The 12969-nt window shown below is 67.4% G+C and carries 11 protein-coding genes; 3 read left to right on the top strand and 8 right to left on the bottom strand.

Going from position 1 to position 12969, the window contains the following annotated elements; translation table 11 throughout:
- Positions 1 to 151: 151 nt before the first annotated feature.
- The 5 genes from hpt to dacB all read right to left on the bottom strand — a co-directional run bounded on the left by hpt (position 152) and on the right by dacB (position 6022).
- Positions 152 to 703 carry a hypoxanthine phosphoribosyltransferase gene (hpt, locus tag C3B78_RS01170; RefSeq protein ID WP_104996440.1) on the bottom strand — a complete coding sequence of 184 codons (552 nt, stop codon included), beginning with the start codon at positions 701 to 703 and terminating at the stop codon, positions 152 to 154.
- A gap of 30 nt (positions 704 to 733) precedes the next feature.
- The gene (gene tilS / locus C3B78_RS01165; protein WP_311217095.1) at positions 734 to 1816 is read right to left on the bottom strand and encodes a tRNA lysidine(34) synthetase TilS; all 1083 of its coding nucleotides are present in this window, start codon (positions 1814 to 1816) and stop codon (positions 734 to 736) included.
- Between the two features lie 54 nt (positions 1817 to 1870).
- Positions 1871 to 3004, bottom strand: a complete 1134-nt coding sequence (locus C3B78_RS01160; protein ID WP_104999569.1) for a zinc-dependent metalloprotease — start codon at positions 3002 to 3004, stop codon at positions 1871 to 1873.
- 86 nt (positions 3005 to 3090) lie between these two features.
- Complete coding sequence (locus C3B78_RS01155) at positions 3091 to 4071, bottom strand: hypothetical protein (protein ID WP_234005482.1); 981 nt, start codon at positions 4069 to 4071, stop codon at positions 3091 to 3093.
- A gap of 400 nt (positions 4072 to 4471) precedes the next feature.
- Positions 4472 to 6022, bottom strand: coding sequence for a D-alanyl-D-alanine carboxypeptidase/D-alanyl-D-alanine endopeptidase (dacB, locus tag C3B78_RS01150; protein ID WP_104999567.1), 1551 nt, complete (start codon positions 6020 to 6022; stop codon positions 4472 to 4474).
- A 154-nt stretch (positions 6023 to 6176) separates the two neighbouring features.
- Here dacB and C3B78_RS01145 point away from each other — a divergent pair, with 154 nt between their 5' ends.
- Both C3B78_RS01145 and C3B78_RS01140 read left to right on the top strand, forming a co-directional pair.
- Positions 6177 to 6665, top strand: a complete 489-nt coding sequence (locus C3B78_RS01145) for an inorganic diphosphatase (protein ID WP_104996439.1) — start codon at positions 6177 to 6179, stop codon at positions 6663 to 6665.
- 87 nt (positions 6666 to 6752) lie between these two features.
- Positions 6753 to 8081: a carboxylesterase family protein gene (locus C3B78_RS01140; RefSeq protein ID WP_396136698.1), complete on the top strand. Its 1329-nt coding sequence runs from the start codon at positions 6753 to 6755 to the stop codon at positions 8079 to 8081.
- A gap of 131 nt (positions 8082 to 8212) precedes the next feature.
- Here the strand turns inward: C3B78_RS01140 and C3B78_RS01130 are convergent, their stop codons facing one another.
- Positions 8213 to 10621 carry a phosphoketolase family protein gene (locus C3B78_RS01130; RefSeq protein ID WP_104996437.1) on the bottom strand — a complete coding sequence of 803 codons (2409 nt, stop codon included), beginning with the start codon at positions 10619 to 10621 and terminating at the stop codon, positions 8213 to 8215.
- Between the two features lie 135 nt (positions 10622 to 10756).
- Between C3B78_RS01130 and C3B78_RS01125 the strand changes: the two genes are divergently transcribed.
- A complete protein-coding gene (locus tag C3B78_RS01125; RefSeq protein ID WP_104996436.1) occupies positions 10757 to 11356 on the top strand; it encodes a hypothetical protein in 600 nt (199 codons plus the stop codon).
- Between the two features lie 15 nt (positions 11357 to 11371).
- Here C3B78_RS01125 and C3B78_RS01120 read toward each other — a convergent pair whose 3' ends face one another.
- Positions 11372 to 11956: a histidine phosphatase family protein gene (locus C3B78_RS01120; protein ID WP_104999566.1), complete on the bottom strand. Its 585-nt coding sequence runs from the start codon at positions 11954 to 11956 to the stop codon at positions 11372 to 11374.
- A gap of 25 nt (positions 11957 to 11981) precedes the next feature.
- Positions 11982 to 12839, bottom strand: a complete 858-nt coding sequence (locus C3B78_RS01115) for an HAD family hydrolase (RefSeq protein ID WP_104996435.1) — start codon at positions 12837 to 12839, stop codon at positions 11982 to 11984.
- Positions 12840 to 12969: the final 130 nt, after the last annotated feature.

Raw genomic sequence — 12969 nt, 5'->3', positions numbered from 1 at the left:
ATACACCGTCCGGAGTAGATCACGCATGATGGACGGCAAAAGTTCCCTGTGGGCGTAGCGGCGCCAGGACAGCGGAGGACCTGTTCCAAGGGGCGGGGTTTTGTAGGTCAAGGCCGGCGGCGGCGCAGGCGACGGGTTCGGGCTGGGCGGCCTACTCGTAGACGTGCGGGGCCAGGGTACCCACGAAGTCCAGGTTGCGGTACTTCTCCGCGTAGTCCAGGCCGTAGCCCACCACGAACTCGTTGGGGATGTCGTAGCCGACGTACTTGACGTCGATCTCGACCTTGGCGGCCGTGGGCTTGCGGAAGGCGGTGCAGATCTCCACGGACGCGGTGCCGCGGGATTCCAGGTTGGTCTTGAGCCAGGACAGGGTGAGGCCGGAATCGATGATGTCCTCGACGATCAGCACGTCCTTGCCCATCAGGTCCGTGTCCAGGTCCTTCAGGATCCGGACCACCCCGGAGGACTGGGTGCCCGAGCCGTAGGAGGACACAGCCATCCAGTCCATGGAGATGTGGCTGTGCAGTGCCCGGGCCAGGTCCGCCATGACCATCACCGCACCCTTGAGCACGCCCACGATGAGGATTTCGCGGCCCTCATAGTCCTTGTCGATCTGCTCAGCCAGCTCCGTGATGCGCTGCTGGATCTGTTCCTTGGTGTAGAGAACGTGCTTGAGGTCTGCCTGGACGTCGTTTGAATCCACCAATGGCTCCTGTGTAGATGCGGGGTGCGACTATTTTGCGGGCGGTTTTTGAGGCCGGAATACTAGCTTCCCACAGCGGGCCGCTTCGCGGGGAACGGGGTTATCGGATGCAGCCGGCCCGTCAACGGCTCCGGCCGCTTCCAGCTGTGCCAGGGACAGGCGGTAGGCGCCCACCCCGCCGGGCAGCTCAACCGGTCCGGCGGAGCCCTTTCGCCTCAGCAGCGCCTCCGCCGCCAAAAGGCGCTGGTAGCCGGGCTGCTGCCCGCCGACGTCGGCCGCCGCCTTGGCGATGACGCGGTACCTGATGGCCGGGGCCAGGGCGCGCAACGCCTCCTCCGGGAGGCTCACTTCGGCGCCGTTCCGTTCAACGAGCGCTGCGAACGTGGTTTCCGCCACGTCTTCAAGGTAGTCGGCGTCCAGCTGGAGGATTGAAGCGGTCCGGGCAAGGGATTCGGCCACGCCCGGGCCCAGTTTTTCTTCCAGGTGCGGGAGCACCTCCACCCGGGTACGGGAACGCGCGAAGGCCGGGTCCGAATTGGTGGGATCATGCCAGGGCTGCAGCTGCTCCACCTCGCAGATCTCTTCCGTATCCGCCCGCCGGAGCCCCAGGAACGGCCTCAGCAGGAGGCCCCGCTCCGGCCTCATGCCGGCAAGGGAGCGTGTGCCGGAGCCGCGGGCAAGGCCAAGGAGCACCTGTTCAGCCTGGTCGTCCAGGGTGTGGCCCAGCAGGATGGCTCCGGCGCCCTGACCGGCGGCGGCGGCTTCGAGCGCTTGGTGCCTGGCTTCCCGGGCCGCTGCCTCAGGACCCATGCCGGCCGTTGCCACGCTCACGGCACGGATCTCCACGGGGGCAAGCCCCAGGTCCCGCAGTGCCCGCGCGGTTTCCGCGGCCACGCCGGCGGACCCTTCCTGCAGCTGGTGGTCCACCACCACCGCTCCCACCGTGACCGGGTGGCCGTCCACGTGCCCGCGCCGGGCAAAGTAGGCGGCGACGGCGGCCAGCGCCAGGGAGTCGGGTCCGCCGCTGCAGGCTACCAGGACATGCCGCGGGTAACCCGCCTGCGCCAAGGCGTCCTGGACCGCTTTCCGCGCTTTGCCGACGACGGGCGCCAGCCTTCCGGGCCGTCGTCGTCCGCTTGGACGTCCGGGCAAATCAGTGCCCGGCAATCAGAGTCCCATCCGCTCAAGCCACAGCTTGGCGTCGTGGATCTCCGGTTCGGTGGGCAGGTGGTCTGCGGACTCCCACACCTTGTTGAAGCCTTCCATGCCGGCCACGTCCACCACCGCACGCACAAACCTGGCGCCGTCCGAGTATTGGCGCATTTTGGCGTCCAGGCCAAGGAGGCTGCGGATGAACTTTTCGATCACGCCGCGGTCCTTGCCGCGGTCGTTGAACCGCTGCCGGATGGTCTTCACGGACGGGATGATGCTCGCGTCCACGGCATCCATCACCACGTTCGCGTGGCCTTCGAGCAGGCTCATCACGGCGGTGAGGTGCGAGATGGCCGCCTTTTCCTCCGGGTCCTGGAGTAGGTCCAGGATGGCACCGCGGCCGGGGGTGTTGCCGGAGGCGGTGCGGTCCTTCAGCGAGCGTGCGGCGGCGGTGGCCCGCTCCATCAGGGAGTCGACGTTGCCAAGCAGGTGCACGCTGAGTTCGTCGATCTGCTCCAGCATGTGGCGCCGCAGCCAGGGGGCCGCGGCAAACTGCACGCGGTGGGTCTGCTCGTGCAGGCACACCCAGAGGCGGAAATCCTCAGGGGCGACGTTGAGTTCGCGCTCCACGGCCACGATGTTGGGGGCAACAAGGAGGAGCCTTCCGCCGGGAGGGGCGGTGGACCCCTCCGCGAGCGCGGCGAAGGGATCGTACTGTCCCAGGACCTTGCTGGCCAGGAATGCCAGGACGGCGCCGAGCTGGCTTCCGGTGATGGCCCCGCTGACGCTGGCGGCGCCGGGGCTCAGCGTGCCGCGCCGGTTTTCCAGCATCTTCTCCATGGCGGGCTTGAGCATCACGGCGAAGCTCTGGGTGTTGGCTTTGGCCCATGACGCCCGGTCCACCACCAGCACGGAGGAGTCCCGGAGGTCGCGCGCCGCCTCCAGCCCGGTGATCTGGTGGACGTGTTCAACGGACACATCCGCCAAGCGGCGCAGGCTGTCCACGGCCTCACCCATGGCGGCCTCGCTGAGCACGGGCCCGGCCGGGGCCAGGCGTGCGGCGGTGGAGGCGGCGAGGTCCCAGTTGATCAGGGACTGTGCCGTGGCGGACAACGTCTGGGCTGACGACTCGCGTGCAGTGGGCTCCATGGTTCCCATCAGAACACAGCATGCTGTGGATAGTCCTTAAGTTCGCTGACCGGCGAACCCCTCGGAGGCATCCGGGCCGGCCGCTCCTATTTCCGGCCTCCCGAAGTCTTCGTGGTGATCTCGGCCTGGGCAGTTTGGGCGTAGACCTCCTTACTGACTTCATAGCCGTGCCGGTCGAGCTCGAGCGCCTGCTTGTTGATGTCCGCCAGTTGGCCGTCCGTGAGGTTTTCAATTTTGTCGAGGTCCAGGGTTTCCTGGTTTACCCCGCTCTCAGCCGTCACTTTAACCAGCCCGGTTCCTGCTGAATAGTACTTGCGCTGGTGGCCGATATGCGGTTCCAGCGGATTGTGCTCATCGATCACCAACACGTCTCCGTAGCAGCCTGTGGGCACGCAAAGCGCGATGTCTTCTTCGAAAACACTCCCGCAATCGAGGAAACCCACGGAAGCGGCGTGAGCCTGGACATATGCCGGCGTACGGGTCCGGGGCGCAGCCTGCATCGCAATTCCGGCCTGGCTACCGGAGATGCCGTGGATGAACGTATTGGGCGCCCCGATGAACTTGTCCTCTTCAAACTCCTCGGGATACTCGCCGAACAGCCAAACCGTTCCGGCGTTGTCCTGCGCGAAGAAGGCAAGTTCCGATTCCACCAGCGTCCCGTCCTGGTAATCACGGTCCCACAACACCTGGGTTTTCACGCCGTCAATGACCTTGGTCAGGCCGGTTACGGTGTGCGTGACAATCCGCTCAGTTGTTCCATCTTCACTTTCGACCGTGCCGGTGGTGGTGTACTTCATGCCGGGTTTCAGCGGAAACCACTTGTTATCAATGACGGGAGACTCCGGAAAGGCGGCCTTGTCGAACTTGATGGCAGACCCTGGCCCGCACAGCTCCGGCGCCGGCGGCACGGCTGCGGGCGCCAGCGTGGGCGGCCCCTGCGGCGCGCCGGAAGGCGAAACCGGCGCCGAAGTGCCGGTGGAATTGGGCGTCGCCCGTCCGGCCTTGGGGTCTGCGCACGACACTATGGCCTCCATCCCCAGAAGCAGCGTGACGGCGGAACCGAGCATTGAGAATCGTTTAAATGAGTGGGACATGATGGTGCCCTTTGTTTGTCAGGCTTTACTACTGTCAGAAGCTGCCTTGGCGCTCCGTTGCGGAGCTCACCGGGAGGCAGCGCGTCGCAAACAGCGTCGGGCCGGGGGCGATCCGGGTGACTGCCCGCACCAGAACGCGGCGATCCGCCAAATTGCAGCATCCAGGACAGGGTGGTCCGTGGCGTGATCTGGCAGGCACAGGCGGGGGCTGCCACGTGGTTCGACGGGATACCGACACCTGCCCCACCCCCTTGACAGCCCGGGGCGGCGGTTCGCTGCCCTGCCCCAATGTGAGGTCGAGTGTAGGATGCGCCGCAGTCCAGCGTCACGGGTAGCCCCTACTTGTTTTTTTCGGCCCGCCGCACTTGGTACTTCAACGGCAGCCGCAGCCTGCGAGTGCGGTGGCCGCGCGGTCCAGCGCCTCTTTGTTCCCCGCAGCCCCGGGCGTCAGCCCGTTGCCGATGAAGGAAAAGACCAGGAGCCTGCCATCGGCGTCAACCACATAGCCGCTCAGTGCGAGCACCGTGTTCAGCGTGCCGGTCTTGGCCCGCACCAGGCCAGCACCGCCGGCGGTGGCGTCACCGCCGTAGCGCGTGTCGAGCGTTCCGGTGAGGCCGGCCACCGGGAATCCGTCCAGCGCCGCCCGCAGCCTGGTGTCCGTGCCCGACGTAATGGCCCGCACCACCTCGGCAAACTGCCGGGCCGAGACCTGGTTACCCATGGCCAGTCCACAGACGTCCACCAGTTTCATGGCATCCGTGGCGAGGCCGGCTGCAGAGAGCTGCGCCCGGACTGCTGCCGTGGCACCGTCGTTGCTGCCGGGCAGGCCGTCCGCCAGTGCCGTGAGCCGGCCCAATGCTTCCGCCAGGTAGTTGTCCGAGTCCTGCAGCATCACTTCCACCTGCTCGGCCACGGTGGCGGACTGCACTTCCGCCAGCACGCGCGGTTCACTGGAGCCCTCCCCGGGAGCGGCCGTTGCCGCCGTGCGTGCTGCCGCCGCGCCTGCTCCCGCCGGCTGGGGTGAGCGTTCGACGCCGGCTGCCACAGTGAGTCCCGCGTCGGCGCCTGCCGTTCGCAGCCGGGCGGCAAACTCCTCGGCTGCAGTCATGGCGGAGTCCTGCGGGCGCGGACCGGTGGTGACGGCGGGATCGTAACGGGCTGAGTTCAGGGCCAGGGGGAACAAGGGCGCCACCTCGCCGGCCGCCACATCCCCGCTGTCCCAGGCAGGGTTCAGCGCGGGTCCGGAGAAAAGGGAGTCGTCCACCAGGACCTTGAGCTCCCCGGACGCGCCGTCCGCCTTCAGCGCCTCCACCGTGCCGGCAGCCAGGGTTGCCAGGCCGGCGTGGCCGATCGTCCGTTCGGGGTTCGACTCGCCCGGCCCCACGAGAACGTCGCCGCCGCCCACCAGCACCACCTGTCCAGGCGCCGCGCCGGCAACAACTGTTGTGCTGAAGCGGTGCCCGGGCCCCAGGGACCGCAGGGCGGCGACCGCAGTGAGCAGTTTCATGTTGGACGCCGGAACGCGGCCTTCCGATCCACCGCGGTCAAACAGGACCTGGCCGGTCAACGCATCCTGGACCAGCGCTGTAAACGTTCCGCCGCCGTCGGCCTTTAACAGCGGATCCAGCCGCGCCGTGACTGCCGGCTGGGCCGGGACGGCAGCCGAAGCATCGAGGGTGGGCAGGCCCTGCCGGGCCGAGAGCGTGGCGGGCGCCTGCTGCCACCCGGGCGCAGCAGGGGCGGGGGCAGGGGCCTCGGGACCCAGGAAGCCGGGAGCCACCAGCAGGGCCGCCGGGACGGCAAGGGCAACCAGGAGCGCCGACAGCAGGACCAGGGGCCAGGCGCGCCGCAGCCCGGTGATGGCCCCCAGCGCTGCCTGCCGGACACGGCCGTGCTGCTGGTCCGTGCCTATTGTTTTGGTCATGCCGGTGCCGGTCCTCAAGTCCTGAAATTTCCCCACAAGTTCCTGATTCCAGGGCCTCTCGCTATATCCTCAATAATAGTCGGCGGCACCGACAGTGCTTTTTGTTGCCCGTCAGAAGTGCCGCGAACCCCCTGCAATTGCCGAGGAGCATTCCATGAAGCATGACGTGACCATCGAGATCCCCAAGGGATCACGCGTCAAGTACGAAGTTGACCACGAGACCGGCCGCGTCCGCCTGGACCGCGTCCTCTTCACCTCCATGCAGTACCCCACGCACTACGGATACTTCGAGAACACCCTCGGCGAGGATGGCGACCCGTTGGATGCGCTGGTGCTGCTGCAGGACTTCGACCTGCACCCGGGCGTCATCGTCGAGTCCCGCCCCATCGGCGTCTTCAACATGACGGACGACGGCGGCGGAGACGCGAAGATCCTCTGCGTGCCGGTGGACGCCCGCTTCGACCACATCCAGGAGGTCAGCGACGTCAACGACTTCCTGATCAAGGAGATCGAGCACTTCTTCACCCGCTACAAGGACCTGGAGCCGGGCAAGTGGGTCAAGGCCGAGGGCTGGGGCGACCGCGCTGCCGCCGAGGCCGAGCTGGAAGCGTCCATCAAGCGTTACGTGCCCACCGCGCACTGATGTCCTAAAGCAACGCGGGGTCACTCCGCGCCCAATTCTTCGCCAGAATTGGGCCGGAAGTGACCCCGCGTTGTGGTTTAAGGTGAATTGGTGAGCTCAGCGCCAGTCTTCAACCCGCCGTGCGGGCCCGTCACCGGCTGGCGGGACGGGGACGTCGTCCGCGCAACCGGGATCCCTTACGCCACCGCCGGACGGTTCCAGCCTCCCGCCCCCGCGCCTGGCTGGACCGACCCGTTTGCCGCCACCTCCCCCGCGCCCGCCTGCCCGCAGGGGCCGGTGCCGTTCCTCGATGACGTCCTGGGCACCCGCTACGGGGAACTGCCGGGGAGCGAGGACTGCCAGAACCTCTCCATCACCATGCCCGCCGGCTTGGCCCCCGGCGAGCAGCTCCCCGTGATGGTCTGGATCCACGGCGGCTCCTACACCACCGGTTCGGGCGACCTCGCCATCTTCGACCCCGCGGCGCTGGTGTCCGAGAACCGGGTGGTGGTGGTCTCAGTGACGTACCGCCTGGGGCTGTTCGGCTTCCTTGGGACCCGCACCGGCCGGCCGGGGAACCTGGGCCTCCTGGACCAGCTCGAGGCATTCCGCTGGGTCCAGCGGAACATTGCCGCATTCGGCGGCGACCCCGGCCGGGTGACCGCCTTCGGACAGTCCGCCGGAGGTGACGCGATCGCGCACCTCATGGCCACAGCCGAAGCACCGTCCCTCTTCCAGCGGGCCATCATCCAAAGCGCCCCGCTGGGAATCTCACGCGGCAGGGCAAAAATGAACCATGCCATGGGCATCGTTGCCGAGGCTGTGGACGAGGATACCCCCGCCATGGACGTCGTCGAACGAGAAGACCACGTGGCCCAGGTAGCCCGGAAATTCGGCATGCTGGCCGCCATGCCGTTCGGAACCCAGTATGGCCATGCACCGCTGCCGGAGGAACCCGATATTGAAGCCGCCTGGAACCGCACCGCGTCCGGCATCGAGGTGCTGATCGGGCATACGTCCGAGGAAGCGCGGCTATTCCTGCCCCGCAGCCCAAACCTCAGCCGGCTGGCGCGCGTCCCGCTGGTGGGGCCCGCGGCCGTCCGCGCCATTGACTGGGTGGTCACCGAAACCGTCTATGGACGGGCGGCACGGAGGTTCGCGCGGCGCCACGCCCGGGCTGGAGGGAAGGCCCACCGCTACGTCCTGGGCTGGCACGCCCCGGGAAACATCTTTGGCGCTGCCCACACTGTTGACCTCCCGCTGCTTTTCGGCAACCGGAACACGTGGGACGGCGTGGGCCTGATTGCCGGCGCCGACTGGGAAGAGGTTAGCGCGGCCGGACGCGAACTGCGGGCGCTCTGGGCACGGTTTGCCCGCGGCGATGACCTCGGCAAACACGGCACCATCCCGGGAACGCTGCACTACCGTGCAGCGTGAGGGACCCATGCGGGCTTTAGGCGTCGACCTGGCCGCCGTCGGCCTTACCGCGTTCCCTGACGGCGCGCACGCCGCAGCCGCCCGCGACGAGGGGTGGATCCACCTGCCCTCTTGCGGGCTGGCGGAACTCGTCAGCTGGCGGGATCCGCGCCGCCAAGGGTCCAGTTGCGGATCTCCTCCGGGTCCTCCCCGTGCAGCCGGGTGTGTTCCCTGGCCCTCATCCGCCGGTCCTGGAGGTGCTGCCGGAGGAGTGAGTGCCTCTCGGCCAGCCCGGGCACTCGGTCGATCGCGTCGATGGCCAGTTGGAAGCGGTCGATCCCATTCAGCATGGCCATGTCGAACGGCGTAGTGGTGGTCCCCTCTTCCTTGTAGCCGCGCACGTGCAGCCCATCCTGGTTGGAGCGGCGGTAGGCAAGCCGGTGGATCAGCGCCGGGTAGCCGTGGTAGGCGAAGATGATGGGCTTGTCCGCCGTGAAAATCCCGTCGAAATCCCTTGCCGGAAGCCCGTGCGGGTGCTCGCTCACGTCCTGCAGCCGCATCAGGTCCACCACGTTGACCACCCGGATCTTCAGGCCCGGCGCGCCTTCCCGGAGCAGTTCGGCTGCCGCCACAGTCTCCACCGTGGGCACGTCACCCGCGCAGGCCATGACGACGTCGGGCTGCTCGCCGGGAACCTCGGAACCCGCGAACTCCCAGATCCCCAGCCCCCGGCGGCAGTGGTTGGCGGCATCGGCCGGGCCCAGCCAGGTGGGCGAGGGCTGCTTTCCGCTGACCACAATATTCACGTAATCGGTGGAGGCCAGGCAGTGGCCCATCACGCACAGCAGTGTGTTGGCGTCCGCCGGGAGGTACACCCGGATGACCTCCGCCTTCTTGTTCACGGCGTGGTCAATAAAGCCCGGGTCCTGGTGCGAGAAGCCGTTGTGGTCCTGCTGCCACACGTGTGAGGACAGCAGGTAGTTCAGCGATGCCACCGGCTGGCGCCACGGCAGCTGCCGGTGCACCTTCAGCCATTTGGCATGCTGGTTGAACATGGAGTCGACGATGTGGATGAAGGCCTCATAGCAGCTGAAGACGCCGTGGCGTCCGGTCAGGAGGTACCCTTCCAGCCAGCCCTGGCACAGGTGTTCGCTGAGCACCTCCATCACCCTGCCGGACCGCGCAAGGTGCTCGTCGGCGTCGTCAATCCTGTACTGCCATACCTTGTCCGTGACCTCGTAGACGTCCTGCAGCCGGTTGGAGGCGGTCTCGTCCGGGCCAAAGAGCCGGAACGTTTCCATATTCTGCGAGATGACATCCCGCATCCACGAGCCCAGCGTGATCATCGGGCTGACCCGCTCGGTCCCCGGCTTCGGGACCTCGACGGCGTAGTCCCGGTAGGCAGGCAGCCTTAGCGCCTTCCGCAGTAGTCCGCCATTGGCGTGCGGCGTTGCACTCATCCGGAATGCGCCCGTGGGCGCGGCCTCGGCGACCTCGGGCCGGAGCCTGCCGTCGCCGTCGAACAGTTCCGCCGGGCGGTAGGACTGCAGCCACTCTTCCAGCTGCTTCAGGTGCTCTCCGTTGGTGCGGACTTCGGAGAGCGGAACCTGGTGGCTGCGCCACGTCCCCTCAACCTGCAGCCCGTCCACCACGCGGGGCCCGGTCCAGCCTTTCGGCGAGCGCAGCACGATCATGGGCCAGCGGGCCGCCCCAGTCTGCGCCCCGCCAGTTGTATCCGCGTCCGCCTGGGGCCCACGCCGGCTGTCCTGGATGGCGCGGATCCCGGCCATGCAGCGTTCCAGTGCATCCGCGAAGTCGCGGTGCGCCTGCTCCGTGTTCTCCGGGTCTTTCACGGTCACGAAGTAGGGCTCATGCCCGTAACCGCGCAGCAACTGCTCCAGCTGCTCTTCGGGCATCCGAGCCAGGATGGTGGGGTTGGCGATCTTGTACCCGTTCAGGTGCAGGATGGGCAGCACCGCGCCGTCAGTGGCCGGGTCCAGGAAGTTGTGCGAGTGCCAGCTGGCGGCCAGGGGGCCGGTCTCCGCTTCGCCGTCGCCAATCACGACGGCGGTGACCAACTGGGGATTGTCCAGGACCGAGCCGTACGCGTGGGCGAGGGAATACCCGAGTTCGCCGCCCTCGCTGATGGATCCGGGGCTTTCCGGCGCCGCGTGGCTGGGGATGCCGCCGGGGTACGAGAATTGGCGGAACAGCTCGGCCATCCCGTCGCCGTCGTTGCCCACGTGGCCGTGGACCTCGGAGTAGGTGCCTTCCAGCCAGGCATTGGCGACGACGGCGGGGCCGCCATGGCCGGGACCTGCCACAAAGAGCATCTCGGCCCAGTCGCGGCGGATGATGCGGTTCAGGTGGGCGTAGATGAAGTTCAGCCCGGGGGTGGTTCCCCAGTGGCCCAGGAGCCGGGATTTGGTGTGTTCGGCCTTCAGCTCTTCGCGCAGCAGCGGGTTGGAGCGGAGGTAGATCTGTCCCACCGACAGGTAGTTCGCGGCGCGCCACCAGCGGTCCACAAGTTCAAGCTCGTCCTGCCCCATGCTGCCGGCCATAACCATCCTCACGTCGCGTTCGCCCACCCTTTCGATCCGTCAGGTGCGGCCGTTCCCCCATCGCACCAGATGGGCCGGCCGGAGGCAACCCCGCTTGCCTTGCCGCGGCTACCTGCGGGTAGTCTTTGGATTCAGATGTTCACGCTGACAATCAACCAGACCGATAGCCGGCGCGATGGCGACCGGGTACCGCAGCTGCTCAAGGACCTGCGGCATATTCCCGCACGCCTTGATTTCGACCGGTCCGTCGAGGACGAGGTCCAGGGCATTGTGGACTGCCCGCACCAGGCAGTGGAGGCGGCCCTGATCGCACTCCGGGACGGCTCCTGGTACGTGGGGATCGGCGTCGGGCCCGTCAACGAACCGCTGCCCAACCAGATCAAGGACGCTTCCGGCCACGGACTCGTGTATGCACGGCGCGCCGTGGACCGGCTGCGGAGCAGCAAGGACCGGGTTCCGGTTGCAGTGGAGGGACCCTTGGCTGACGTGGCCCACGACGCCGAGGCGGTGCTGCGCCTGCTGGGGCATATCGTGCGCGACCGCTCCGGCGCCGAGTGGCGGGTGCTCGACCTGCTGACGCCCGGCGTGCGGGGCCAGCAAAAGGCTGTGGCCCAGGAACTCGGAATCACCACGCAGGCGGTCAGCAAGGCGGTGGCCCGGGCGCAGTGGAACGAGGAGCACGCGGCCCGGCCTGCGGCGGCCCGGCTGCTGGGGTTGATCCTCGAAGTCCGGTAGGGGCTGCGGCCCCGCTCAGGCCTGGGCTGCCGCCATCACCGGCTCGCCGTTGAAGTACTCGAGCTGCCAGCCGTCGATTGCATGGTGGTGCGCCAGGTTCAGCACAGCGTTGTCGATGCTGGCCAAAGCGGTCCCGACGGCCCGGCTGAGGCTCACCCGGAGCAGCGTGCCGTGCGCGACGACGAGGAGGCGGCGGCCGCGGTACTCCTCCGCGAGAGCCTCCAGGGCGGCCAGTCCACGGTCAGCTGCCTCGTCCTCGCTTTCGGCGCCACGGAAACCGCCGGGGATGCGGAGTGCGTCCAGTTCCGGGCCCGCCTGCATTCCCTCCGCCGGTCCGAAGCTCCGCTCCGTGAGCTCCGGCAGGCGGCGGACCTCGCCCAGCCCGAGTCCGTGGGCTATCACATCTGCGGTTTCGGCAGCGCGGCTCAGTGGCGAGGACACAATGGCGTCCCATTCGTACGCGGACAAAACCCCAACGGCGTCACGCGCCTGGGCCCGGCCGACGTCGTTCAGCGGAATGTCCGTGGCGCCCTGCAGCCGGCGCTGCGCATTCCAGTCGGTCTGGCCATGGCGGATGAGGGCGAAGGTCGTGAGGGTCATGCTTTCCATTCTGCCTTGTACTGCGTCAGAGCAGGCTGCGCAGCACGTGGGCCGCGCCGTCGTCGAACACTGAGTGGGTGACCTCGTCGGCGACGGCGATGACTTCCGCCGGCGCCTGGCCCATGGCCACCCCGCGTCCTGCCCAGGTGAGCATCTCGATGTCGTTACGGCCGTCGCCGATGGCTACCGTGAGGTGACGTTCGATGCCGAGCCTGCCGCGGAGGTTTTCCAGCGCGCTGGCTTTGGTCACGCCGGCGGCGGCGATGTCCAGCCATGCGGTCCAGCCCACGGAGTAGGTGACGCCGGCGAGGCCCACGTGCTCAATGGCCTCATTGAACTCTTCCGGCGTGTTTTCGGTGCTGAAGACCACCACGCGCACTGCCGTGGCTTCAAGCATGGTGTGGAAATCCACGCCGATGGCCTCGACGCCGAAACTCGGGTCCTGGAAGCGCTCGGTGGACAGGAAGTTGCCGTCCGCATCTTCCAGCGCGTACTTGGCAGAGGGAAGCCGCTCGCGGAGTGCCCGGAGTGCGGGTGCGGGGTCGAACGTGGCCTTATGGATGACCTCGTAGCCGCTGTCCAGTGCTGGATGGAGCCGTAGCGTCACGCCGCCGTTGCAGCAGACGGCATAGCCGCGCTCAATCCCGATTTTCTCGATAATGGGCAGGGTGGCGTTGAGCGAACGTCCCGTGGCGATCATTACCTCGTGTCCGGCTGCCACTACGGCCTGCGCCGATTCACGCACACCCGGGGACATGTGGCCGTCGTGGTCCACCAGCGTGCCGTCCACGTCCAGGGCGACCATGAGCTTGCGGCCGTTGTTGTTGTCGTTATCTCGCCGGTCATCGTTGCCGGCGACTGAGGTTTCAGTCAGCGTTGTCATTCCAATAGTGAACCAGACGCCCCCAAACGCCGCTAGGACTCGCGCCACAGAGTTATTGAACAGTTGGTTAATACCCACAGGTTGTCCCCGGTGTGAGTGTTAACCTCCGTGTTCTGAGGTGTGCACCCTC

The organism is Arthrobacter sp. PGP41 (assembly GCF_002953935.1).
Taxonomy (GTDB): domain Bacteria; phylum Actinomycetota; class Actinomycetes; order Actinomycetales; family Micrococcaceae; genus Arthrobacter.
Note: the sequence above shows the minus strand (reverse complement) of the source record. Positions and strands in the feature narration are given on the sequence as shown.